General features: G+C 66.4%; 20 protein-coding genes. 14 read left to right on the top strand and 6 right to left on the bottom strand.

Going from position 1 to position 23,843, the window contains the following annotated elements; translation table 11 throughout:
- A complete protein-coding gene (locus F3J14_RS03700; RefSeq protein ID WP_166721825.1) occupies positions 1-1,527 on the bottom strand; it encodes a CYTH and CHAD domain-containing protein in 1,527 nt (508 codons plus the stop codon).
- 214 nt (positions 1,528-1,741) lie between these two features.
- The gene (locus F3J14_RS03695) at positions 1,742-3,520 is read right to left on the bottom strand and encodes a SulP family inorganic anion transporter (protein ID WP_166721824.1); all 1,779 of its coding nucleotides are present in this window, start codon (positions 3,518-3,520) and stop codon (positions 1,742-1,744) included.
- Positions 3,521-3,855: 335 nt separating this feature from the next.
- Between F3J14_RS03695 and F3J14_RS03690 the strand changes: the two genes are divergently transcribed.
- The gene (locus F3J14_RS03690) at positions 3,856-4,983 is read left to right on the top strand and encodes an aminotransferase class V-fold PLP-dependent enzyme (protein WP_166721823.1); all 1,128 of its coding nucleotides are present in this window, start codon (positions 3,856-3,858) and stop codon (positions 4,981-4,983) included.
- Positions 4,984-5,096: 113 nt separating this feature from the next.
- Here the strand turns inward: F3J14_RS03690 and F3J14_RS03685 are convergent, their stop codons facing one another.
- Positions 5,097-7,397: an NADP-dependent malic enzyme gene (locus F3J14_RS03685; protein WP_166721822.1), complete on the bottom strand. Its 2,301-nt coding sequence runs from the start codon at positions 7,395-7,397 to the stop codon at positions 5,097-5,099.
- A 135-nt stretch (positions 7,398-7,532) separates the two neighbouring features.
- Between F3J14_RS03685 and F3J14_RS03680 the strand changes: the two genes are divergently transcribed.
- The 7 genes from F3J14_RS03680 (at position 7,533) to F3J14_RS03650 (ending at position 14,561) form a co-directional block, all read left to right on the top strand.
- Complete coding sequence (locus F3J14_RS03680) at positions 7,533-8,504, top strand: LysR substrate-binding domain-containing protein (RefSeq protein ID WP_166721821.1); 972 nt, start codon at positions 7,533-7,535, stop codon at positions 8,502-8,504.
- Positions 8,505-8,828: 324 nt separating this feature from the next.
- Positions 8,829-9,782, top strand: a complete 954-nt coding sequence (locus tag F3J14_RS03675) for a choline ABC transporter substrate-binding protein (RefSeq protein WP_166721820.1) — start codon at positions 8,829-8,831, stop codon at positions 9,780-9,782.
- A gap of 98 nt (positions 9,783-9,880) precedes the next feature.
- Entirely contained in the window at positions 9,881-10,810 is a 930-nt protein-coding gene (locus F3J14_RS03670; protein ID WP_166721819.1) for a 3-keto-5-aminohexanoate cleavage protein, read from the top strand.
- Between the two features lie 89 nt (positions 10,811-10,899).
- Positions 10,900-11,865, top strand: a complete 966-nt coding sequence (locus tag F3J14_RS03665; protein WP_006749512.1) for an L-carnitine dehydrogenase — start codon at positions 10,900-10,902, stop codon at positions 11,863-11,865.
- A gap of 6 nt (positions 11,866-11,871) precedes the next feature.
- Positions 11,872-12,360 carry a thioesterase family protein gene (locus tag F3J14_RS03660; protein WP_126225925.1) on the top strand — a complete coding sequence of 163 codons (489 nt, stop codon included), beginning with the start codon at positions 11,872-11,874 and terminating at the stop codon, positions 12,358-12,360.
- A gap of 25 nt (positions 12,361-12,385) precedes the next feature.
- On the top strand, positions 12,386-13,342 hold the full coding sequence (locus tag F3J14_RS03655) for an alpha/beta hydrolase (RefSeq protein ID WP_166721818.1): 957 nt from the start codon (positions 12,386-12,388) through the stop codon (positions 13,340-13,342).
- 22 nt (positions 13,343-13,364) lie between these two features.
- Entirely contained in the window at positions 13,365-14,561 is a 1,197-nt protein-coding gene (locus tag F3J14_RS03650) for a TauD/TfdA family dioxygenase (RefSeq protein WP_166721817.1), read from the top strand.
- A 193-nt stretch (positions 14,562-14,754) separates the two neighbouring features.
- Here the strand turns inward: F3J14_RS03650 and F3J14_RS03645 are convergent, their stop codons facing one another.
- The 3 genes from F3J14_RS03645 to F3J14_RS03635 all read right to left on the bottom strand — a co-directional run bounded on the left by F3J14_RS03645 (position 14,755) and on the right by F3J14_RS03635 (position 16,713).
- Positions 14,755-15,057, bottom strand: coding sequence for a DUF4148 domain-containing protein (locus F3J14_RS03645; protein WP_166721816.1), 303 nt, complete (start codon positions 15,055-15,057; stop codon positions 14,755-14,757).
- Positions 15,058-15,269: 212 nt separating this feature from the next.
- Positions 15,270-16,256, bottom strand: a complete 987-nt coding sequence (locus F3J14_RS03640) for an oxidoreductase (RefSeq protein WP_166721815.1) — start codon at positions 16,254-16,256, stop codon at positions 15,270-15,272.
- 166 nt (positions 16,257-16,422) lie between these two features.
- Complete coding sequence (locus F3J14_RS03635; protein WP_006749506.1) at positions 16,423-16,713, bottom strand: DUF3331 domain-containing protein; 291 nt, start codon at positions 16,711-16,713, stop codon at positions 16,423-16,425.
- Positions 16,714-17,387: 674 nt separating this feature from the next.
- On the opposite strand from F3J14_RS03635, the gene F3J14_RS03630 reads away from it, so the two are divergent.
- Genes F3J14_RS03630 through F3J14_RS03605 form a run of 6 tightly spaced genes read left to right on the top strand, consistent with a single transcriptional unit; the run spans position 17,388 to position 23,787 of the window.
- Complete coding sequence (locus tag F3J14_RS03630; RefSeq protein WP_166721814.1) at positions 17,388-18,152, top strand: SDR family oxidoreductase; 765 nt, start codon at positions 17,388-17,390, stop codon at positions 18,150-18,152.
- A gap of 53 nt (positions 18,153-18,205) precedes the next feature.
- Positions 18,206-19,048 carry an ureidoglycolate lyase gene (locus tag F3J14_RS03625; RefSeq protein WP_166721813.1) on the top strand — a complete coding sequence of 281 codons (843 nt, stop codon included), beginning with the start codon at positions 18,206-18,208 and terminating at the stop codon, positions 19,046-19,048.
- A 23-nt stretch (positions 19,049-19,071) separates the two neighbouring features.
- Positions 19,072-20,349 carry an L-fuconate dehydratase gene (locus tag F3J14_RS03620; protein ID WP_166721812.1) on the top strand — a complete coding sequence of 426 codons (1,278 nt, stop codon included), beginning with the start codon at positions 19,072-19,074 and terminating at the stop codon, positions 20,347-20,349.
- Between the two features lie 53 nt (positions 20,350-20,402).
- Positions 20,403-21,179, top strand: coding sequence for an SDR family oxidoreductase (locus tag F3J14_RS03615; protein ID WP_166721811.1), 777 nt, complete (start codon positions 20,403-20,405; stop codon positions 21,177-21,179).
- Between the two features lie 12 nt (positions 21,180-21,191).
- Positions 21,192-22,733, top strand: a complete 1,542-nt coding sequence (locus F3J14_RS03610) for a sugar ABC transporter ATP-binding protein (RefSeq protein WP_166721810.1) — start codon at positions 21,192-21,194, stop codon at positions 22,731-22,733.
- A 16-nt stretch (positions 22,734-22,749) separates the two neighbouring features.
- Positions 22,750-23,787: an ABC transporter permease gene (locus tag F3J14_RS03605; protein WP_006749500.1), complete on the top strand. Its 1,038-nt coding sequence runs from the start codon at positions 22,750-22,752 to the stop codon at positions 23,785-23,787.
- Positions 23,788-23,843 lie beyond the last annotated feature (56 nt).

Below are 23,843 nucleotides of genomic sequence, written 5' to 3'. Positions count from 1 at the left end.
TCAGTGCGGTGGTGGCAGACGTTTGAAGCGGCTCCACAGCTTCTTCAATGTCTGATGATCGGCCGCGGCGCGCGCGGCCAGAAAGCCTCGCGCGAAGCCCGCGCCCGGCGCGGCGTCAGGCGACGTATCGGGCAGCGCCTTCAGAAGCTTGTCCGCGACAACGGCATCGTTACGCCAGCCCAGATCGTCCTGAAGCGCGGTCAGCGCGTCGACATACGATCGGACGGCCCGCTTGCGGCACAGCGACGCGAAGAATTCAGTCGCGTATCGAACCTTCTTCGCCGCGATGCGGGCGCGGTGGCGACGATGATCGTCCAGATCGGCCAGCCGCTTGCCGCGCTTGATCAGTTTCCTGTGCCGACGACGCAGCACGTCACCGGCGAACGGCCTCGCCGGCTGCATGATCGTATCGCGCTGTTCGTCGGACATCCCCTGTCGCCAGCCTTTTTGGCTCAACCATGACGCGAGCTGCAACGCGAGCCGCGTGTAGCGAACCGATCCGACTGCCGCGGCCGCGCGCTGCCGGTTCTCGACGGCAATGTGCTCGCACGCTTCGCGCACCGGATGGATCTCATCCGGAATGCCGTTCGTACCGGCCTGGTCGAGCGTCGTTCCCGCAAGGACCTCCCAGTCACGCGCAGCGCCGAGCTCGGCGGCGATCCAGCGCAGCTCGTCGTCGAGGCCGGGATACGCGGGAATCACTTTCGCAAACAGGTCGAGCGCCGAGCGCAAACGACGAAGCCCCACTCGCATCTGATGGACGCTCGACGGATCGTGGCCGGACTCGACGCCACGCTCGTTGGCGTGGACCTGGTCCAGACAGTTGCGCGCGATTCGGCAAAATGCGTCTTCGATCGAATCGCGTTTCTTCAGTTGTACCGGTTGGGCCTTGACGGCAGGGCGGTGCTCGGCAACCAGCAGTCCGTAGCCGAGATCGGCCTTGCTCTCGCGATCGATGCGCAACGGCACGATTTCCAGCAATTCCAGCGCGACGCCGTACAGGCTTTCAGGCCGGCCCCGTTTCAGCTCCAGTTCGACAGCGGCGATTGGGACCGAATTCGACTCCGCCTCCACGGTCCCTTTGTCGAGCGCAACCTCGACTTCATCGCCGGACGGCAAGCGCAGCGGTATAACCGAACGCTTGATCCGCGTGACGAATACGGGCTGGAGCTGGGCCGCCGTAGCCTCGTCGCGAACCAGCGTGCCGCAGTCGCTGTCAGCGGGCATTTGGTCGCGCAGCCGCGCCAGATCGGGGAGGTCGCCGTCGACGGGCGTCTCGAACTCATCCCGTTCGAACAAGCCGGCCTGCACTGATCCTTCCAGCTTCAACGTCTGGATTCGCTTGTTGCCGATCGCGCGTACCCGCAGAGAAGCCCCGCACCCGTGAAATGCAAGTGCGGATGTATCGAAGTACGTGCTCTTCAGCAGCTGAGGCGCCTGGGCGCCGTTGGACCGCGCGAGCAATGGCGCGCGGCGCAGCTTGTCGAGATCCTTGACGGAAACCCGTAGCTTCAACTCCCGTTCCATATCGCCTCCGATGTGGCACCTGACTATCAGACTACACCGCAGCGGCGGGACTGCCGACGCTTCCCGTCGTGCGCATTCGCGTCGAGATGATCGCGCGCAGCGGACGCGACTTCACACGCTGAATCGTCCCTTTTCCGTTTTAAGCGCTTGCTCTCACTGGCGTGGCCCAGGTACGGCTGTCCGGCCGTCACGCATTGATCTGAGCGATCCGTTTTCAACCCGGTGCTTCGTCTTCCCAGTCGTGCCACACGACCTGATGCGTTTTCAGATAGCCGCTTACCGCCTCACCAATCGTCGGAAAGAAGTGGCTTTCGCCGAACATGCCAAACAAGCCGTAATGCTTGAGGCTGTCTTTCACGGGGCCTTTCAGCTCCGCGAAGACCAGCTTCACCTGCTGCGCCGCCAGCTCGCCATGCAGCCGTTCGAGTACATCGGCGGCGGTCAGGTCGATATCGGTCACGGGCTCCGCCGCGATGACGATCCAGCGCGCCGGCTGGGGCGATTCGTCGACAGCGCGCAGCACGCGCTCACGAAAGATCTCTCCGTTGGCGAAAAAGAGCGGCGCATCCCAGCGCAGCAGCACGAGCCCGGGCACGCGCCGCGCTTCCGGATGGCGTGACACGTCGTGATAGCCCTTCATGCCGTCGACCCGCCCGAGCACGGCATCGTAAGGTCGCCACGCACGCCATAGAAACGACAGCACGGTGAGCAGCAGCGCCAGTGCAATGCCGTTCACGACACCAAGGACCGTAACGCCGACGAAGCACACCACCGCCAGCACGAACTCGCTCTTGCGCAGACGATAAAGCCGCATGACGCCCCGCACCTCGATCATGTTCAGGCATGCGGCAATCACGACGGCAGCCAGCGCGGATTGCGGCGTGTGCGACAGCGCGCGTGGCGCGAACAGGAGCAGCGCGGCGACGACGGCGGCGGCCACCACACCCGTCGCCTGCGTCTTTGCGCCCGCCGCCTCCGCGACCGGGGTGCGCGAGCCGCTCGCGCTCACCGCGAATCCTTGCACCAAGCCGGCGGCGATGTTCGACAGCCCGAGCGCGACGCATTCGTGATTCCGGTCCACGCTGGTGTTGTTGCGCAATTCGTAGGTACGTGACAACACGCTGATATCCGTGAACGAAACGAGCGCGATCGCCGCTGCGCTACCCGCGAGATGCAGCCAGTCGTCGAGCGTCACGTGCGGGATGCGCGGCACGGGCAGGCCTTGCGGGACCGCGCCGACGGTCGCGACGCCCGCGCGCCGGGACAGATCGAACCACATCACTACCACCGTCGCGCCCGCCACGGCGAGCAGCACGCCCGGCACTTTCGGCCAGAGCCGTTTGAAGACGAGTATCAGCACGAGCGCGGCGACGCCGAGCGCCAACGATGTCGCGTTCACCCTCGATGCCGCGATGCCTTCGATCACGTCGCGCACTTTCTCGACGAACGATTCGCCATGGCCTTGGTATCCCAGCAGCTTGGGTAGCTGTCCGATGCTGATCGTCAGCATGATGCCGTTCAGGAAACCGTGCCGGATGGGCAGTGACAGCAGCTCGGTGACGAATCCGAGCCTGAGCGCCCCGACCGCGATGCAGATCGCGCCCGCGAGTATCGCAAGCGCCCCGGCAAGGGCCAGCCCGCGCGTGGAATCGCCGTGAGCAAGCGGCACGATGCTTGCGGCGATCAATGCGACCAGCGCGGAGTCGGGGCCGAGAACGAGGATGCGGCTCGGGCCGAAGAGGGCATACGCCAGCATCGCGGCAAACGATGCATAGAGGCCGCTGACGGCGGGCAGGCCCGCTGCGTTCGCATACGCCATGCCGGCAGGCACGAGAACGGCGCTGAGCGTGACGCCGGCAAGCAGATCGTGCGGCAGCCACGGCAATTGATAGCCACGCACCGCGGCGAGGCCGGTGATCCACCGCAGCGGGCCGGCAGCGGGCTTGCGAGTCGATTGGACCGTAGGTGGGCGGGCACGGCTTTTCATGTTCATCGCGGCGTGTCAGGGAACCCGGGCGGAATCGTTCGCCACCTCCGCCTCTGCCATTGAAGATTACGTTCCCGTGTCATCGGAGAGCAAGCGCGGTTTCACGATGTTGCGTTTCGATGCGCGGGTTTTACGTGGGCGCCAATCGCCGGACGAGCCGGCGTCAATCTCGTGCCGTTCTCATGACGCACCACAACACACCAAAATCCCAAGCATCAGACGGCTTTCGTTAGAATCGGTCGTCGTCGAATCAAAAACGCGGATTTGCACAGGCGTGGAGGCATCGCGTCACCAATACCGCTCGCTCTCACCCCATGGCTCATCCTTTACCGGAGGCGAACGTGCCAGGATTACTTCCCGATGTCGACCGCGACGGGCTCCTCGAATATTCGGTGGTGTACACCGACCGGTCGATCAATCACATGTCGCAGCGCTTCCAGGGCGTCATGCGCGATATTTCCGCCGCGCTGAAGAAAGTCTACAACGCGAAGGCGGCCGTCATCGTCCCCGGCAGCGGGACGTTCGGCATGGAAGCCGTGGCACGGCAGTTCGCGACGAACAAGAAGTGCGTGGTCATCCGCAACGGCTGGTTCAGTTACCGCTGGTCGCAGATTTTCGACATGGGCAGCATTCCGTCCGAATCGATCGTGTTGAAAGCGCGCCCGGTCGAAGCGGGAAGGCAAGCCGCCTTTGCACCGGCTCCGATCGACGAAGTCGTCGCCACGATTCGCGAGCACAAGCCGGATCTGGTCTTCGCTGCGCACGTCGAAACCGCATCCGGGATGATGTTGCCCGACGCCTATCTGCGCGCGGTGGCCGACGCCGTGCACGCGGTCGGCGGCATGTTCGTACTGGATTGCATCGCGTCCGGAACGATCTGGGTCGACATGGAGAAGAGCGGCGTCGATGTGCTGATCAGCGCGCCGCAAAAGGGCTGGAGCGCGTCGCCGGGTTGCGCGCTGGTCATGCTCGGCCCGCTCGCCCGCGAGCGCATCGACGCGACGACCAGCACCAGTTTTGCGTGCGATCTGCGCAAGTGGCTGCAGATCATGGAAGCCTACGAGAACGGCGGCTTCGCGTATCACGCGACGATGCCCACGGACAGCCTCGCGACGCTGCGCGACGTCATCAAGGAAACCGAAGCATACGGCTTCGACAAGGTGAGGGCGGAGCAGCTGGAACTCGGCACGCGGATTCGTGCGTTGCTGGCCGAGAAGGGGTTCAGGAGCGTTGCCGCCGAGGGCTTCGAGGCGCCGGGCGTCGTGGTCAGTTACACGGACGATGACGACATCCGCTCCGGCAAGAAATTCGCCGATGTCGGCATGCAGATCGCGGCCGGCGTGCCGCTTCAATGCGACGAGCCGGCGGATTTCAAGACCTTCCGTATCGGCTTGTTCGGTCTCGACAAGCTGCATGATGTCGATGCCGCGGTTGCGAGGTTTGCCAGTGCGCTGGAGCGGGTTCTGTAGGGCGTTGGTTCAATCGCGTTGGCTTGCCGATCGTATCCGGTGACGATTCCCGCCCACTGCCCCGACGGGGCCGGCCGCAGCCGACCCCCGTCAAGCGATTGCATCAACAGCAATCAAGCAGCCGCGTTCCGATTCGCCTCGATCACCGTCAACGCCGTCATGTTGACGATCCGCCGCACCGTCGCACTCGACGTGAGAATGTTCACCGGTGCATTGACCCCGAGCAGGAACGGTCCCACGGCAACGTTGCTGCCGGCTTCGGTCTTGAGCAGGTTATAGGCAATATTCCCCGCATCGACGTTCGGACACACGAGCAGGTTCGCCGCGCCCTTGAGCGGCGACATCGGCAGCAGCCGCGCCCGCAGCCCTTCATCGAGCGCGCAGTCGCCATGCATCTCGCCATCGGCCTCGATATCCGGCGCCTGCGCGCGAATGATCTCCAGCGCTTGCCGCATCTTCACGCCCGAAGCCGCGCTCCCCGAGCCGAAGTTCGATCGCGACAGCAGCGCAGCCTTCGGCGTCAGATTCAGCCACTCCATCTGCCGCGCCGCGGCGATCGTGAATTCCGCGATCTGCTCCGCATCGGGATTGTCGTTGACGTGCGTATCCACCAGCGCGACCGTCCGCTGATTGAGCAGCAGGATATTCATCGCCGCGTAGGTCGATGCATCGGGCTTCCTGCCGATCACTTCGTCCACGAACCGCAGGTGATTGTGATATTCACCGACCGTCCCGCAGATCATCCCGTCCGCATCGCCGAGCCGCACCATCATCGCGCCGATCAGCGTCAGGCGACGCCGCATTTCGACGCGCGCCATTTCCTTCGAAATCCCGTCGCGGCAGCGCAGTTCCCAGTACGTCGTCCAGTATTGCGGGAAGCGCTCGTCATATTCCGGATTGGTCACCTCGACATCCTGACCGAGTCGCAGGCGCAGGCCGAACCGCTCGATACGCGCCAGCAGCACCTCCGGACGGCCGACCAGGATCGGACGCGCGAGCTTCTCGTCGACGATGACCTGCACCGCGCGCAGCACGCGCTCGTCCTCGCCTTCGGTGAACACGATGCGCGCTTTGCCGCCGTCACGCACGAGCTGGCGCGCGGCCGCGAACAGCGGCTTCATGAATGCGCCCGAGTGATAGACGAACTGCTGCAGCTGCTCGACATACGCGTCGAGATCCTCGAGCGGGCGCGTCGCCACGCCGCCTTCGATCGCCGCCTTGGCCACGGCCGGTGCGATACGAACGATCAGGCGCGGATCGAACGGCTTCGGAATCAGGTATTGCGGACCAAACGACACTTCGTCGCCACCATAGGCCGCCGCGACGACATCGTTCTGCTCTTCTTCCGCGAGGCCGGCAATCGCGTGAACCGCGGCAATTTCCATTTCGCGGGTGATCGTCGTTGCGCCCACATCCAGTGCGCCGCGGAAAATGTACGGGAAGCACAGGACGTTGTTGACCTGGTTCGGGAAATCCGAGCGGCCCGTCGCGATCACGACATCGTCGCGCGTGGCGTGCGCCAGTTCCGGGAAGATTTCCGGCGTCGGATTGGCCAGCGCGAGAATCAGCGGACGCGCGGCCATCGCCTTCAGCATGTCCGCGCTCAGGATGCCGCCGACCGACAGCCCGAGGAACACGTCGGCGCCGCCGATCACTTCTGCCAGCGTGCGCGCGTCGGTTGCCTGCGCGAAGCGTTCCTTGGCCGGATCCATCAGCGTGGTGCGGCCGCGATAGACGACGCCTTCGATATCCGTCGCCCAGATGTTCGCGACCGGCAGCCCGAGGTCGACCAGCAGGTCCAGACAGGCCAGCGCCGCGGCGCCGGCGCCCGACGTCACGACCTTCACCTCCGAAATCGACTTCCCGACCACCTTCAGCCCGTTGATGAACGCGGCGGCGACGGTGATGGCGGTGCCATGCTGGTCGTCGTGGAAGACGGGAATCTTCATGCGCTCGCGCAGCTTGCGCTCGACCGTGAAGCATTCCGGCGCCTTGATGTCCTCGAGGTTGATCCCGCCGAACGTGGGCTCCAGGCCCGCGATGATGTCGACGAGCTTGTCCGGGTCGGTCTCGTTGATCTCGATGTCGAACACGTCGATGCCCGCGAACTTCTTGAACAGCACGGCCTTGCCTTCCATGACCGGCTTCGACGCGAGCGCGCCGATGTTGCCCAGACCCAGCACGGCGGTGCCGTTGGTGATCACGCCCACCAGATTCCCGCGGCTCGTGAAGCGGCGGGCCTGCAGCGGATCGGCGGCGATCGCCTCGCACACGCTGGCGACGCCGGGCGTGTAGGCCAGCGCGAGATCGCGCTGCGTCACGAGCGGCTTGCTGGCGACGACCGAGATCTTCCCCGGGGTCGGAAACTCGTGATAGTCGTACGCGGCCTGCTGCGGGGTCTCTGTCTGTTTCATGTTTTTTGGGTCCGGGCGTGCGCGCCAAGCCAGTCCCGACGCGATCCATGGTGGATTCTAGGGATCAGCCATAAGGAGATGATTCTGTTTTAATATTGGTCCATCACTTTTTCATGATGGGTACGTGGCCTGGCGATGACATTCGATGCGAACGACGTGGTCAGGCGGCTCGGTGCGCGCCTGAAGATGCGGCACCTGATGCTGTTGCTGCAGATCCAGCAGCACGGGTCGCTGACGCGCGTCGCCGAGCACATGGCCAGCAGCCAGCCCGCCGTGACCAACGCGCTGTCCGAGCTGGAAAGCATGTTCGGCACGCCGCTGTTCGAGCGCACGTCACGCGGGATGCGCCCGACCGCGCTCGGTTCGGTCGTGCTCGAGCGGGCCACGGCGATGCTGAAGGACCTCGACCATCTCGCCCGCGAGATGGAGGCGGTCGCGGCCGGCCATGCGGCGCACCTGCATATCGGCGTGATTCCGTTTATTTCGGGACAGATGCTGTCGGCCGCGCTCAAGCGTCTGCAATCCCGGATGGAACGGCGCCTGACCGTGACGATCCACGAAGGCACCAGCGACCAGCTGCTGCTGCAGCTCAAGGACCACAGCGTCGACCTCGTGATCGGACGGGCGTCGTCGGCGATCGATCTGGGGCAGGTGTCCTTTGAAGTGCTGTACCAGCAGCAGCCGCGGATGATCGCGAGCCGGCGCCTGGCCGCGAAACTGGCCCGCACGAAGCTCGACTGGCAGAAGCTGCACGCGCTGGACTGGATCCTCGGCGCACCGCATACGCCGATGCGGGAGCAGGTGACCGACCTGTTCCTGTCGGCGGGCATCGCGCCGCCCGTGCCGATCGTCGAAAGCTACTCGTCGAAGCTGATCGGCGAGATGATCGCGTCGAGCGACGACGCGGTGTCGATCGTGCCGGCCGATATCGCGGAAGAAATGGTGCGCATCGCCGGCGTCGCGATCGTGCCTTACTCGCTGGTCTGGACGCTGCCGCCCATCGCGCTGTTCACCCGCGCCGGCGAATCGCATGCGCCGACGCGGGACCTGCTGGTTCAGGCATTGCGTGAGATCTGCCGGGAAACCTACGTCGAAGTGCCGCGATAACGCTTCGGGAGGCGATTTCCTGCCCGCAGGGGGCGGAAAACCGCATCGCGCCGCGCGAGCGCCGTCGGCAACGTACGTCCGGTCTTCTTTCCCCTCCACGCCGCATCCGGACAAACCCCTTTTCTCCGGGATTCGCCCGAAACCCTCGCGGCACAAGCCCCTGCACGCGCATAGTGGTTTCCACTCATAGTCGCAAACAGTCAAGAACAGGTCGCCGCCGGTCTTCCCGCGGCCAATATGGCTCGTTACTTTTACTCCCACGATGCAGGCCGGGACGCACACCGCGAACCCGTCGGACATCGGTCCAATCGGGAGGGAGAAACCATGAAGTCGACAAAGATCGCCGCGTTCGTCGCGGCCGTGCTGGCGACCGGCGCGTTCGCGACCGCGGCGCAGGCCGAAACGGATGCCGCGACCTGCCGCAACGTACGCTTCGCGGATATCGGCTGGACCGACATCACGTCCACGACGGCGCTCGCCTCGACGGTGTTCGAGGGGCTCGGCTACAAGCCGACGACGACGATTGCGTCGGTGCCGATCTCGTTCGCCGGCCTGAAGAGCAAGCAGCTCGACGTGTCGCTCGGCTACTGGTGGCCGGTTCAGCAAAAGCAGCTCCAGCCGTTCCTCGACAGCAAGTCGATCAACGTGGTCGAGCCGCCGAACCTGTCGGGCGCGAAGGCGACGCTCGCGGTGCCGAGCTATGAATACCAGGCCGGCCTGAAGACCTTCGACGACATCGCGAAGCACCGCGCCGAGCTCGACGGCAAGATCTACGGGATCGAGCCGGGCAGCAGCGCGAACGCGACGATCCAGAAGATGATCGACACGAACCAGTACGGCCTCGGCGGCTTCAAGCTGGTCGAATCGAGCGAGGCGGGGATGCTCGTCACGGTCGAGCGCGCGATCCGCGAGAAGAAGTGGGTCGTGTTTCTTGGATGGGAACCGCATCCGATGAACATCCAGATCAGCATGAACTACCTGTCCGGCGGCGATGCGTCCTTCGGCCCGAACTATGGCGAAGCGCGCGTGTACACGCTGACGGCGCCCGACTTCATCTCGCGCTGCCCGAACGCGGGCAAGCTCGTCGAGAACCTGCGCTTCTCGACGCAGCTCGAGAACCAGCTGATGCAGTCGGTGATGAACAAGACGAAGCCGGCCGAGGCCGCGAAGGCGTATCTCAAGAAGAATCCGCAGGTGCTCGATGCGTGGCTCGCCGGCGTCAAGACGTTCGACGGCAAGGACGGCCTGCCTGCCGTGAAGGCCTATCTCGGCCTGTAACGACCCGCGCGCCGGACGCATGCGGCGCGCGGAGACGAATCATTTGCAGTACGACACAAATCGAGCGGCACAATCCGAATCAAGCGAGGGTAGTCAGCATGAACCATGAAGTCATCATCACCTGCGCGGTCACCGGCGCAGGCGATACGGTCGGCAAGCATCCGGCGATTCCGGTCACGCCGAAGGAAATCGCGTCCGCCGCGATCGAAGCCGCGAAGGCTGGCGCGACGGTGGCGCACTGCCATGTCCGCGATCCGCAGACGGGCCGCGGCAGCCGCGATCCGAACCTGTACCGCGAAGTGGTCGACCGGATCCGCTCGGCCGACGTCGACGTGATCATCAACCTGACGGCCGGCATGGGCGGCGATCTGGAAATCGGCCCGGGCGAGGACCCGATGCGCTTCGGCAAGGGCACCGACCTCGTCGGCGGCCTCACGCGCCTCGCGCACGTCGAGGAACTGCTGCCGGAGATCTGCACGCTGGATTGCGGCACGCTGAATTTCGGCGACGGCGACTACATCTACGTGTCGACGCCCGCGCAACTGCGCGCCGGCGCGAAGCGCATCCAGGAACTCGGCGTGAAGCCGGAGCTGGAAATCTTCGATACGGGCCATCTGTGGTTCGCGAAGCAATTGCTGAAGGAAGGGCTGCTCGACGATCCGCCGCTGTTCCAGCTGTGCCTCGGCATTCCGTGGGGCGCCCCGGCCGACACCGGCACGATGAAGGCGATGGTCGACAACCTGCCGCCGGGCGCGCACTGGGCCGGCTTCGGGATCGGCCGCATGCAGATGCCGATGGTCGCGCAGGCGATGCTGCTCGGCGGTCACGTGCGCGTCGGCCTCGAAGACAACATCTGGCTCGATCGCGGCGTGCATGCGACCAACGGCTCGCTCGTCGAGCGCGCGCGGGAAATCATCGAGCGGCTCGGCGCCCGCGTGCTGACGCCGGCCGAAGGGCGTCGCAAGCTCGGCCTGCCGGCGCGCGGCGAGCGCCTGCTCGAACGCCGCGCGGCGACCGAATTCGCGTGAGCCTCGCCGGCTGATTCAGTGATGCATTGCGGCGGCACGCACGAGGGCGGCCGCCGTCCGATTCCCCTCGATTTGAAGGATGCGTGGACATGGCTGTGAAGACCGACATCAAGACGTTCGCCGCGATCGGCACCGGCGTGATCGGCGGCGGATGGATTTGCCGTGCGCTCGCGCACGGTCTCGACGTGGTCGTGTGGGACCCCGCGCCGGGCGCGCAAGAGCGGCTGCGCGCAACCGTCGCGAATGCGTGGCCCGCGCTCGAACGCGTCGGCCTCGCGCCGGGCGCCGATCCCGCGCGGCTGCGCTTTGCGGCGACGATCGAGGCCTGCGTCGCCGACGCGGACTTCATCCAGGAAAGTGCGCCCGAGCGCGAGGCGCTGAAACTCGAACTGCACGAACAGATCAGCCGCGCGGCGAAGCCCGACGCGATCATCGCGTCGTCGACATCGGGGCTGCTGCCGACCGACTTCTACGCACGTGCGACGCATCCGGAGCGCTGCGTGGTCGGCCACCCGTTCAATCCGGTCTACCTGCTGCCGCTCGTCGAGGTGCTCGGCGGCGCGCGCACGTCGCCGGAAGCGGTCGAGGCGGCGATGGAGATCTATCGCAAGCTCGGCATGCGGCCGCTGCACGTGCGCAAGGAAGTGCCGGGCTTCATCGCGGATCGGCTGCTGGAGGCGTTGTGGCGCGAGGCGCTGCATCTCGTCAACGAAGGCGTCGCGACGACCGGCGAAATCGACGATGCGATCCGCTTCGGCGCGGGCATCCGCTGGTCGTTCATGGGCACGTTCCTGACCTATACGCTGGCCGGCGGCGACGCGGGCATGCGACACTTCATGCAGCAGTTCGGCCCCGCGCTCGAACTGCCGTGGACGAAGCTGGTCGCGCCGACGCTGACCGACGAACTGATCGACAGCGTCGTCGCAGGCACGAGCGAGCAGCAGGGCACGCGCAGCATCAAGGAGCTCGAACGCTATCGCGACGAGTGCATTACCGAGGTGCTGAAGGCGATCGCCGCAGTGAAGGCGCGGCACGGAATGCGATTCGAGGACTGATTGAACATGACCGGCGATACCCCGCTGACGATATACCGCGACGTCGTGCGGCCCGAGTGGGTCGACTACAACGGCCATCTGCGCGACGCGTTCTATCTGCTGATCTTCAGTTTCGCGACCGATGCGCTGCTGGAGCGCATCGGCCTCGACGACGCCGCGCGTCGCGAGCGGGGCCGCTCGGTCTATACGCTCGAAGCGCACGTGAACTATCTGCAGGAGATCAAGGAAGGCACGCGCGTGCGCGTCGATGCGCGGGTGTTCGCGCACGACGCGAAGCGGCTGCACCTGTATCTCGAGCTGTTCGCGGACGGGCACGACGGTGCGGTGTCGGCGAGCGAGCAGATGCTGCTGCACGTCGACACGCGCGGCGGCGCGAAATCGGCGCCGTTCGACGACGACGTCGCCGCGCGCGTGGCCGAACTGCATGCGTTGCAGCGCGATTGCGCGGCGCCCGCGTATGCGGGCCGCGTGATCGGCCTGCCGCCGCGCCGCTAGCGCCGGCGACGACGGGGCGCGCACGATGCTCGAACCGGAAATCGCGGCGTTCGTGTCGGCTGTCGACGCGGCGTATCCGGCCGGCGTGGCGGCGCGCTCGCCCGACGAGCAACGCCGCCTCTACGATCGTTTCGCGGCCGCATGGACACCCGCCGAACTTCCGGTCGGCGTCGTGCAGCACGATGCGGTGTGGCACGCACCGGATGGACACGCGATTGCGCTGCGGCGCTACGCGCCGGCTCACGGTGATGCGCGCGGCACCGTGCTGTTCTTTCATGGCGGCGGGTTCGTCGTCGGCTCGCTCGACAGTCACGCGCTGATCACCGCGCAACTGGCGGCCGACACGGGGCTGGCCGTGATCGCGATCGATTACCGGCTCGCGCCCGAGCATCGCGCGCCGGCCGCGCTCGAGGATTGCGTGGCCGTCACGCGAGCCGCGCGCGACGCATGCTGGTCGTTCGGCTCGTGCGCGCGACCGCTGACGCTCGCGGGCGACAGTGCGGGCGGCAATCTTGCGGCCGCCGTCGCAACCGCGCTGCGCGATGCAGGCGAAGGCGGCATCGACGGGATCGCACTCGTGTATCCGATGCTCGGCATCGAACCGCAATCGCCGGCGCGCGAAACGCAAGCGCACGCACCGATGCTGACGCTCGACGACGTCCATCGCTATCGCGCGATGTACTGGGGCGATGAAGCGCACAGTGCGCCGGGCGATGGCGATCCGCTGCTGCGTGCCTCGGTGCCGCTCGCGGCATCGCGTTTCGACGGGCTGCCGCCCGTGCTCGCGATCGGCGCGGAACACGATCCGCTGCGCGACGATGCGCGCGTCTATGTCGAACGGATTCACGCGGCCGGGGGCGCCGCGTGTTACTGGATGGGGAAGGGGCTGGTGCACGGCTGCTGGCGCGCGCTCGGAACGAGCCCGCAGGCGGCGCGGATGCACCGGATGGTCGGCGAGTTTCTGCTCGCACCACACGCGTAGCGGGCGTTTCCGGGAGGCAACGATGCAGGCAGCGCAACACCGTATCGAGGACTGGCGGACTTTTTCCGTCGACGCAGCCATTGCGGCGGCGACGATCGGCGATGGCGCGGTGGACGTCGAGTGGAGCGACACGCGACGATCGCCGTTTCACTTCGACTGGTTGCGCGACAACTGCGCGTGTTCCGCGTGCGTGCATGCGGTCACGCGCGAACAGGTGTTCGAGATCGCCGACGCGCGCGAGGATCTGTCGGCGCTCGTCGTGCATGTCGAAACCGACGGCGCGCTGCACGTCGAGTGGAACGACGGGCATCGCAGTACCTGGTCGCCGGGATGGTTGCGCGCGCATGCCTACGACGATGCGTCGCGCGCGGAGCGTCAGGCCGCGCACGGGCGGCACGTGTGGACCGGCGACGACTCGACGGCGATCGGCGTGTTCGCATGGCGTGACGTGATGGAGGACGACGGCGCGTTGCTCGCGTGGCTCGCCGCGTTGCAGCGCACGGGGCTGACGCTCGTCGAGGGTGTGCCGGCCGAACGCGGCCGGGTCGACCAGATCGCGCGTCGTATCGGCCTGATTCGCGAAAGCAATTTCGGCGTGCTGTTCGACGTCGAATCGAAGCCGCGACCGGACAGCAACGCCTATACGTCGCTCAACCTGCCGCCGCACACCGACCTGCCGACGCGTGAATTGCAGCCGGGCGTGCAGTTCCTGCATTGCCTCGCGAACGACGCAACGGGCGGAGACAGCATCTTCCTCGACGGCTTCGCGCTCGCGGATGCGCTGCGGCGCGAATATCCGACCGATTTCGGGCACCTTGCCTCGACACCGTTCGAGTTCTGGAACAAGAGTGCGGACAGTGACTACCGCTGTTCGGCGCCGGTGATCGGGCTCGATGCGCGCGGCAACGTGACCGAGGTGCGCGTCGCGAATTTCCTGCGCGGGCCGCTCGATGCGCCTGCCGATGCGGTGGTGGCTGTCTATCGCGCATACCGGCGTTTTCTCGCGCTCGCGCGCGAGCCGCGCTTTCGCGTGCAGCGCCGGCTGCGGGCCGGCGACATGTGGGCGTTCGACAATCGGCGCGTGCTGCACGCACGTACCGAGTTCGATCCGTCGACGGGCCGCCGCCATCTGCAGGGATGTTACGTCGATCGCGACGAACTGCTGTCGCGGTGGCGGGTGCTGTCGCGTACGGTGCCTGCGGCAACCGCGGCGCGCTGATCGGCGCATACCGCTTCGTTACGCATCCCTCGCCGGGGAAAAAGCGCCCGGACGCAACGCGCCCGGGCGAAGCCACCCGTTGCCGGGCGGCGGAGGTATGCATTTCACAAAAAAAGACGAGCCCGCATGACGGGCTCGTCCGGATCCAGCTTCATCGCGCGATGCGCGGTGCGCCCGCCGGGGGCGCGTCGGCTTACTGGCCGAAGAAAACCGAGTCGCGAGCGTTCGACGACGCTGCGGCAACCGGGGCGCCCGAATGGACGGCCGGAGCCGGTTGTGCGCCGTAGCCGCTGGCATCGGCACCATGAACACGCGCTTCCGCCGACTGGATGTCGTTCGGGTAGTACGGGCTCGACACGCCCGGCTTGTAGCCGGCTTGTTCGAGCTGGACGAGTTCGTTGCGCACTTGTGCGCGGGTCACGGTGCTTTGTGCGAAAGCGCTGAACGAAGCGGACAGGGCGACAGCGGCAACAACTGCGGAAACGAGCGATTTCATGATGACCTCCGGTGTTTTATTGGCTTCGCTGTCGACACCATGTCTTCAGCGATTGACTAAATCTTAGTCACCGGGTGGTTCAGGGTAAACGCTGATTTTGACGATAAATTGTTTCCTGGCTGGTAACAGTGGCGCGTCGAATCATGCTTTCATCGGCCTTTCATTTCCGTAAGTGTAATAAGTATGAAGAATGGCGACAGGAAATGGGCGATTCAGCGCACGTCGGCCGTCGTGTCGAACGGCGTGCCCGGCGGCCGGCCGGCGGGTGCGCCCGAGCTCAGGAAACACACGCCCGTCGCGGCCTCCGACGCTTCCCACAGCAGTGCCGCCACGGCCACGTCGCGCGCCGCGCGCGGCACGCTCGCGGGCGCCGGCAGGCCGCGCGACTCGAACCAGCCGGACGGTCCGATGTACGCGCCGCCGGTGAGCTCGGGTGACGTCGCCGCGTGGATCGCGGGTAACGCGCCCTGATCGGCCGGTTGCGCGAGATAACGGTTTGCCGCGCGCATCAGCGCGGCGCGGGTGGGAGAACTGTCCATCGCGGGGCCCGCGAACTGCAGGTTGGTCGCCGCGTAGCCGGGATGCGCGGCGACGCTGATTCCCGCGAATGCCGCGCGCTGGAAGCGGCGCTGCAGCTCGATTGCGAACACGAGGTTTGCGAGCTTGCTGTCGCAGTAGGCGAGATAACGGTTGTAGCGATGCTCGGCCCGCAGGTCGTCGACGCGGATCCGGCCGCCGCGGTTGAAGCCGCTCGACATCGTCACGACGCGCGCCCGCCGCGCGGCGGACAGCGCCGGCAGCAGATGGCCGGTCAGCGCGAAATGGCCGAGGTGGTTGGTGCCGAACTGCATCTCGAAGCCGTCGTGCGTGTGCCGCAGCGGCAGGAACATCACGCCGGCGTTGTTGCAGAGGATGTCGACGCGGCCGTGGCGCGCGGAAATGTCGGCGGCGAAGCGCCGGATCGACGCGAGATCGGCAAGGTCGAGCGGATCGACTTCGACCTGTGCAGCAGGATGGAGCCGGCGGATCGCGTCCGCGGCTTGTGCGGCGCGCGCGGCATCGCGGCAGCCCATCACGACGGTCGCGCCCTTGGCGGCCAGCGTTTCCGCGATCTGCCAGCCGAGGCCGCTGTTGGCGCCGGTCACGACCGCGACCTTGCCGCCTTGCGCCGGGACGTGGCGCGCGCTCCATGCATGCATGTCTGCCTCCATCGGCGTGGCCGGTGCGCCACGACGCGTAATCGTTACATTGAGTGGTGTAACGATAGTCCGCGCAGGCGGGGCAGACAAGCGGGGGAATTAGACCGGCGCTTCTAGGGCGGGCCTGCGTCTCACGCAGCCAGCCCTGGCACGCGGCGGGCGGACCTTAGCGGCTGCCCGCCAGAGCCAGTACTTCCGCGGCGGAGATCATCGCGGCCGCGTTCGCGGGGGCCGGGCGCTCGGCCGGGCGGAATACTTCGTCGCCGCGCTGGATGACCTGGCGCGACAGTGCGCAGGTGCCGGTGCGCTGCGCGAAGCGGCGCCGCCAGCGCTGTTCGCCGTAATGACAGCGGCCGGGTTCGACCCAGCGGACGACGAGCAGCGTATCGGAACGTTCGAGAATTTCGACGTGGACGTCGGCGGGATCGAGCGCAGGCAGGGATTTCGAGGCCTTCATTTTGCCGTTTCCTAAAACTCGTGCGGTGCGGCTGTGGCAGTGGATGTCACTACCCGCGGGCGCATCCGTAGCGGTTTCCATGAGTGGTGCGGTAAATGTAAGCGTCTGTGACCGGAAAAAACATCCTGTCTGGCTCAAATTACCTTTTGCCGAATCAGAAACAATCGACGCGCATTTTCTTGAAAAAGCAGCGACAAAAACGCCCCGGACGCGAACGTCCGGGGCGAAAAATCGGGCCGCGCCTCCGTGGCTGCTCGCTCAGTCACGTGGACACCGCGGAGGACGGAGGTGCCCGTCAGGGATCGGCGACGGGCGGAGGCGGTGTACCGGGAAGCGCGGTCCGGCAACACCATGATCGCGCGCGCACCCGGTTAGGACCCTGACGTGAACATGACTTTTTTGTCAGTTTCGCCCGGCCGTCGCGCGGTGCGGGCGTCGGCAATCGCCGCAAACCCCCGCCGGTATTGGCTTCGCGCGACGAGCGGCTGATCGCCGGCATCCGCAAAAGAGCCGCCGCACCGCCGGCTTCACGCCCTTCGGCCCGATTCTCCCGCTCGGGAAAATACTGAATCGCGCGCTCGTGACAAATCCCGAATCTGTTCCTATGATTGGCTGGACCTTTAGTCCTTTGTGCCAATCGATCGGCTCGGCCGACTTCCACAGGAGAAGTGCTCATGAGATTGCAGGGCAAGCGCGCGCTGGTGACGGCGGCCGGGCAGGGTATCGGCCGCGCGACCGCGCTGCGGTTCGCAAGCGAGGGCGCCGACGTGCTGGCGACCGACATCAACGAAGCCGCGCTCGTGCAGCTCGCGGCCGACGCCGAACGCGCGGGCGGCCGGCTGGCGACGCGGCGGCTCGATGTGACCGACGCGGGCGACGTCGCGGCACTCGCCGCGCAGGAGCGTGCGTTCGACGTGCTGTTCAACTGCGCCGGCTACGTGCACCACGGCTCGATCCTCGACTGCGACGACGCCGCATGGGCGTTCTCGCTGAACCTGAACGTCACGTCGATGTACCGGCTGATCCGCGCGCTGTTGCCGGCGATGCTGGAAGCGGGCGGCGCGTCGATCATCAACATGGCGTCGGCCGCGTCGAGCGTGAAGGGCGTCCCGAACCGCTTCGTCTACGGCACGACCAAGGCGGCCGTGATCGGCCTGACCAAGGCGGTTGCCGCCGATTTCGTCGAGCGGGGCATCCGCTGCAACGCGATCTGCCCGGGCACGATCGAGTCGCCGTCGCTGGAACAGCGGATCGCCGAACAGGCGCGCACGCGCCAGGTGTCGACCGACACGGTGCGCCAGGCGTTCGTCGCGCGGCAGCCGATGGGCCGTATCGGCACCGCGGATGAAGTCGCCGCGCTCGCGCTGTATCTGGCGTCCGACGAAGCGTCGTTCACCACCGGCGCGATTCACCTGATCGACGGCGGCTGGTCAAACTGACCGTGTCGAACTAACCGCGCTCCCCACTCACTTTCCGATTCCATTCAGACGACATGAAACTGTTGAGATTTGGCGACAAACACCATGAGAAACCGGGCCTGCTCGACGCGCAGGGAATGATCCGCGACCTGTCGGGCGTGATCGACGATATCGCCGGCGACGCGCTGACGCCCGCGTCGCTCGCACGGCTGCGCGACATCGACCCGTCGTCGTTGCCGCGCATCGAAGGCACGCCGCGGCTCGGCGCATGCGTCGGCCGCGTCGGCAAGTTCATCTGCATCGGGCTCAATTATTCCGACCACGCGGCCGAATCGGGCATGGACGTCCCGAAGGAGCCGGTCGTGTTCGGCAAATGGACGAGCGCGATTTCGGGGCCGAACGACGACGTCGAGATTCCGCGCGGCTCGGAGAAGACCGACTGGGAAGTCGAGCTCGGCGTCGTGATCGGCCAGGGCGGCCGCTATATCGACGAAGCCGACGCGCTGTCGCACGTCGCCGGCTACTGCGTGGTGAACGACGTGTCGGAGCGCGAATACCAGCTCGAGCGCGGCGGCACGTGGGACAAGGGCAAGGGCAACGACACGTTCGGCCCGCTCGGCCCGTGGCTCGTGACGGCCGACGAGGTGCCCGATCCGCACGCGCTGCGGCTGTGGCTGGAGGTGGACGGCCACCGCTACCAGAACGGCACGACCGCGACGATGGTGTTCCGCGTGCCGCACCTGATCAGCTATCTGAGCCGCTTCATGAGCCTGCAGCCGGGCGACGTGATCTCGACCGGCACGCCGCCGGGCGTCGGGCTCGGCCAGAAGCCGCCCGTCTATCTGCGCGCCGGGCAGGTGATCACGCTCGGCATCGACGGGCTCGGCGAGCAGCGCCAGCGCACCGTGCAGGCCTGATTTCCTTTAACGGACCGTTCGCCATGCCTATCATTCGATCGATGCGCGTCCTCGACGTGCGCTTCCCGACCTCGCGCCAGCTCGACGGCTCCGATGCGATGAATCCGGACCCCGATTATTCGGCTGCGTACGTCGTGCTCGAAACCGACCAAGACGGGCTCGAAGGCCACGGGCTCACGTTCACCATCGGGCGCGGCAACGAAATCTGCTGCGCGGCGATCGACGCAATGCGTCACCTGGTCGTCGGCCTCGACCTCGACTGGATCCGCGAGGACATGGGCCGCTTCTGGCGGCACGTGACGTCGGACAGCCAGTTGCGCTGGATCGGCCCCGACAAGGGCGCGATCCACCTGGCGACGGGCGCCGTCGTCAATGCGGTGTGGGATCTGTGGGCGAAGGCCGCGGGCAAGCCGCTGTGGCGGCTCGTCGCCGACATGAGCCCCGAGGAAATCGTGCGCGCGATCGACTTCCGCTACCTGACCGACTGCCTGACGCAGGACGAGGCGCTCGCGCTGTTGCGTCGCCAGGCGCCGGGCAAGGCCGCACGGATCGCGGCGCTCGAGCGCGACGGCTACCCGTGCTACACGACGTCGGCGGGCTGGCTCGGCTACAGCGACGACAAGCTGCGCCGGCTGTGCCGCGAGGCGGTGGACGCCGGTTTCGACTATGTGAAGCTGAAGGTCGGCGCGAACCTGGAGGACGACATCCGCCGCGTGACGATCGCGCGCGAGGTGATCGGCCCCGAGCGCAAGCTGATGATCGACGCGAACCAGGTGTGGGAAGTCGACGAGGCGATCGACTGGGTGCGCGCGCTGGCGTTCGCGAAACCGTGGTTCATCGAGGAGCCGACGAGCCCCGACGACGTCGAAGGGCATCGCAAGATCCGCGAGGCGATCGCGCCCGTGCAGGTCGCGACCGGCGAGATGTGCCAGAACCGCGTGCTGTTCAAGCAGTTCATCGAGCGCGGCGCGATCGACGTCGTGCAGATCGACGCATGCCGGCTCGGCGGTGTAAACGAGATTCTCGCGGTGATGCTGCTGGCCACGAAGTACGGGCTGCCGGTGTGTCCGCATGCGGGCGGCGTCGGGCTGTGCGAATACGTGCAGCATTTGTCGATGATCGACTACGTGTGCATTTCCGGCACGAAGGAAGGGCGCGTGACCGAATACGTCGATCACCTGCACGAGCATTTCGTCGAGCCATGCGTCGTGCGCGGCGCGGCGTACATGCCGCCGACGGCGCCCGGCTTCTCGATCGAGATGAAACCGGCATCGTTGGAGCAGTATCGGTTCCGCGGCTGAAGCACGGCGCCGCGCGTCGCACGCGGCCACAACATGAACGACGGAGACGCGAAGTGGATTTGAATCTGCAAGACAAGGTCGTGATCGTGACCGGCGGCGCGTCGGGCATCGGCGCCGCGATCTCGATGCGGCTCGCCGGCGAAGGCGCGATTCCGGTCGTGTTCGCACGCCATGCGCCGGACGACGGCTTCTGGCGTGAACTCGCGCAGACGCAGCCGCGCGCAGCGCGTGTGTCCGTCGAACTGCAGGACGACGCGCAGTGCCGCGACGGCGTCGCGCAGACCGTCGCGCGTTTCGGCCGCATCGACGGCCTCGTCAACAACGCGGGCATCAACGACAGCATCGGCCTCGATGCCGGGCGCGACGCGTTCGTCGCATCGCTCGAACGCAACCTGATCCACTACTACGTGATGGCGCATCACTGCGTGCCGCACCTGAAGGCCACGCGCGGCGCGATCGTCAACATTTCGTCGAAGACGGCCGTCACCGGGCAGGGCAACACGAGCGGCTATTGCGCATCGAAGGGCGCGCAGCTCGCGCTGACGCGCGAATGGGCGGTCGCATTGCGCAACGACGGCGTGCGGGTGAACGCGGTGATCCCGGCGGAGGTGATGACGCCGCTCTACCAGAACTGGATCGCCGGCTTCGACGACCCGGATGCGAAGCTGGCGGAGATCGCCGGCAAGGTGCCGCTCGGCAAGCGCTTCACGACCGCCGACGAGATTGCCGACACGGCCGTGTTCCTGCTGTCGGAACGCGCATCGCACACGACGGGGCAGTGGCTGTTCGTCGACGGCGGCTATACCCATCTCGATCGCGCGATCGGCTGAGGACGGCGAGCCATGCAACCTGATCCGAACCCGGCCGCCGCACCCGCCGCGCTGATCGAGCTGACCGGCGTCAGCAAGCGCTTTCCGGGCGTGCAGGCGCTCGACGATTGCCGGTTCGACCTGCGCGCCGGCGAAGTGCATGCCCTGATGGGCGAGAACGGCGCCGGCAAATCGACGCTGATGAAAATCCTCGCCGGCGTGTATCAGAAGGACGGCGGGGAAATCCGGATGGACGGCCGCGCGGTGGAGATCGACGATCCGCGCGCCGCGCAGGCGCTGGGGATCGGCATCATCCATCAGGAACTGAACCTGATGAACCACCTGAGCGTCGCGCAGAATATCTTCATCGGCCGCGAGCCGCGCGGCCGCTTCGGCGTGTTCGTCGACGAAGACAAACTGAACCGCGACGCGGCCGCGATCTTCGCGCGGATGCGGCTCGATCTCGACCCGCGCACGCCGGTCGGCCGGCTGACGGTCGCGAAGCAGCAGATGGTCGAGATCGCGAAGGCGCTGTCGTTCGACTCGCGCGTGCTCATCATGGACGAGCCGACCGCCGCGCTGAACAACGCGGAGATCGCCGAGCTGTTCCGCATCATCGGCGAGCTGCGCGCACACGGTGTCGGCATCGTCTATATCTCGCACAAGATGGACGAACTGCGCCAGATCGCCGACCGCGTGACGGTGATGCGCGACGGCAAGTATGTCGCGACCGTGCCGATGGCGGGCACGTCGATGGACGCGATCATCGCAATGATGGTCGGCCGCCAGCTCGATACCGAATTTCGCACGCCGCCCGATACGTCCGCGAACGACGTCGCGCTCGAAGTGCGCGGGCTGTCGCGCGGCCGCGCGATCCGCGACGTCGGCTTCACGCTGCGGCGCGGCGAGATCCTCGGCTTCGCGGGGCTGATGGGCGCGGGCCGCACCGAGGTCGCGCGCGCGGTGTTCGGCGCGGACCCGGTCGACGCCGGCGAGATCCGCGTGCACGGCAAGACCGTGACGATCCGCACGCCGGCCGACGCGGTCGCGCACGGGATCGGTTATCTGTCGGAAGACCGCAAGCACTTCGGGCTCGCGGTCGGGATGGACGTGCAGAACAACATCGCGCTGTCGAGCATGCGCCGCTTCGTGCGGCGCGGCATGTTCCTCGATGCGCGCGAGATGCGCGACACCGCGCAGTCGTACGTGCGGCAACTCGCAATTCGCACGCCGTCGGTCGCGCAGCCCGCGCGCCTGCTGTCGGGCGGCAACCAGCAGAAGATCGTGATCGCGAAATGGCTGCTGCGCGATTGCGACATCCTGTTCTTCGACGAACCGACGCGCGGCATCGACGTCGGCGCGAAAAGCGAGATCTACAAGCTGCTCGACGCGCTCGCCGCCGACGGCAAGGCGATCGTGATGATCTCGTCGGAGTTGCCCGAGGTGCTGCGCATGAGCCACCGGATTCTCGTGATGTGCGAAGGGCGCGTGACCGGCGAGTTGCGCGCGGCCGACGCCACGCAGGAAAAGATCATGCAGCTCGCGACGCAGCGCGAGTCGACCGTATTGTCCTGATTCAGCCCCTACGATCATGCCCAACGATACGCATCCCGTTCCGCCTCTGGCCACCGGCGACACGCCGGCCGGCGCAGCCGGCCTGAAAGCCCGCTTCTTCAACCCGGCCGCGCGGCAGAAGCTGCTCGCGTTCGCGAGCCTCGTGCTGCTGATCGCATTCTTCAGCTTCGCCTCGCCGAACTTTCTCGACGTCGACAACCTCGTGTCGATTCTGCAGGCCACCGCGGTGAACGGTGTGCTGGCGGTTGCGTGCACCTACGTGATCATCACGTCGGGCATCGACCTGTCGGTCGGCACGCTGATGACGTTCTGCGCGGTGATGGCCGGCGTCGTGCTGACGAAGTGGGGGATGCCGCTGCCGCTCGGGATCCTGGCCGCGCTGTGTTTCGGCGCGCTGTCGGGCAGTGTGTCCGGCTTCGTGATCGCGAAGATGAAGGTGCCGCCGTTCATCGCGACGCTCGGCATGATGATGCTGTTGAAGGGGCTGTCGCTCGTGATCTCGGGCACCCGGCCGATCTACTTCAACGACACGCCGGGCTTCACGTCGATCGCGCAGGATTCGCTGATCGGCAGCCTGATTCCCGCGCTGCCGATTCCGAACGCGGTGCTGATCCTGTTCCTCGTCGCGATCGGCGCATCGATCGTGCTGAACCGCACGATCTTCGGCCGCTACACGTTCGCACTCGGCAGCAACGAGGAAGCGCTGCGGCTGTCCGGCGTGAACGTCGATGCGTGGAAGATCGCCGTCTACACGTTCAGCGGCGCGGTATGCGGGATCGCCGGCCTCTTGATCGCGTCGCGGCTCAATTCCGCGCAGCCGGCGCTCGGGCAGGGCTACGAGCTCGATGCGATCGCGGCCGTCGTGATCGGCGGCACGTCGCTGTCGGGCGGCGCGGGCAGCATCGTCGGCACCATCATCGGCGCGTTCATCATGAGCGTGCTGACCAACGGCCTGCGCATCATGTCGGTCGCGCAGGAATGGCAGACGGTCGTGACGGGCGTGATCATCATCCTCGCCGTCTACGTCGACATCCTGCGCCGGCGCCGCCGCTGACGCACATACGTGCATGCGCATCTGCTTCACCGCCGGCCGGGCCGGCATTTCAGTCG

The sequence above is a fragment of the Burkholderia sp. Tr-862 genome (genome assembly GCF_011753085.1).
Classification (GTDB): Bacteria; Pseudomonadota; Gammaproteobacteria; order Burkholderiales; family Burkholderiaceae; genus Burkholderia; species Burkholderia ambifaria.
This window is presented reverse-complemented; position numbering and strand designations above follow the sequence as displayed.

Excerpts from the sequence above, each read along its gene's own strand:
- F3J14_RS03620 (WP_166721812.1), top strand. The coding sequence starts at position 19,072 with ATGCCTATCATTCGATCGATGCGCGTCCTCGACGTGCGCTTCCCGACC.
- F3J14_RS03625 (WP_166721813.1), top strand. The coding sequence starts at position 18,206 with ATGAAACTGTTGAGATTTGGCGACAAACACCATGAGAAACCGGGCCTG.
- F3J14_RS03660 (WP_126225925.1), top strand. The coding sequence starts at position 11,872 with ATGACCGGCGATACCCCGCTGACGATATACCGCGACGTCGTGCGGCCC.
- F3J14_RS03675 (WP_166721820.1), top strand. The coding sequence starts at position 8,829 with ATGAAGTCGACAAAGATCGCCGCGTTCGTCGCGGCCGTGCTGGCGACC.
- F3J14_RS03645 (WP_166721816.1), bottom strand. The coding sequence starts at position 15,057 with ATGAAATCGCTCGTTTCCGCAGTTGTTGCCGCTGTCGCCCTGTCCGCT.
- F3J14_RS03605 (WP_006749500.1), top strand. The coding sequence starts at position 22,750 with ATGCCCAACGATACGCATCCCGTTCCGCCTCTGGCCACCGGCGACACG.
- F3J14_RS03650 (WP_166721817.1), top strand. The coding sequence starts at position 13,365 with ATGCAGGCAGCGCAACACCGTATCGAGGACTGGCGGACTTTTTCCGTC.
- F3J14_RS03635 (WP_006749506.1), bottom strand. The coding sequence starts at position 16,713 with ATGAAGGCCTCGAAATCCCTGCCTGCGCTCGATCCCGCCGACGTCCAC.
- F3J14_RS03630 (WP_166721814.1), top strand. The coding sequence starts at position 17,388 with ATGAGATTGCAGGGCAAGCGCGCGCTGGTGACGGCGGCCGGGCAGGGT.
- F3J14_RS03700 (WP_166721825.1), bottom strand. The coding sequence starts at position 1,527 with ATGGAACGGGAGTTGAAGCTACGGGTTTCCGTCAAGGATCTCGACAAG.
- F3J14_RS03665 (WP_006749512.1), top strand. The coding sequence starts at position 10,900 with ATGGCTGTGAAGACCGACATCAAGACGTTCGCCGCGATCGGCACCGGC.
- F3J14_RS03655 (WP_166721818.1), top strand. The coding sequence starts at position 12,386 with ATGCTCGAACCGGAAATCGCGGCGTTCGTGTCGGCTGTCGACGCGGCG.
- F3J14_RS03610 (WP_166721810.1), top strand. The coding sequence starts at position 21,192 with ATGCAACCTGATCCGAACCCGGCCGCCGCACCCGCCGCGCTGATCGAG.
- F3J14_RS03695 (WP_166721824.1), bottom strand. The coding sequence starts at position 3,520 with ATGAACATGAAAAGCCGTGCCCGCCCACCTACGGTCCAATCGACTCGC.
- F3J14_RS03640 (WP_166721815.1), bottom strand. The coding sequence starts at position 16,256 with ATGCATGCATGGAGCGCGCGCCACGTCCCGGCGCAAGGCGGCAAGGTC.
- F3J14_RS03670 (WP_166721819.1), top strand. The coding sequence starts at position 9,881 with ATGAACCATGAAGTCATCATCACCTGCGCGGTCACCGGCGCAGGCGAT.
- F3J14_RS03685 (WP_166721822.1), bottom strand. The coding sequence starts at position 7,397 with ATGAAACAGACAGAGACCCCGCAGCAGGCCGCGTACGACTATCACGAG.
- F3J14_RS03680 (WP_166721821.1), top strand. The coding sequence starts at position 7,533 with ATGACATTCGATGCGAACGACGTGGTCAGGCGGCTCGGTGCGCGCCTG.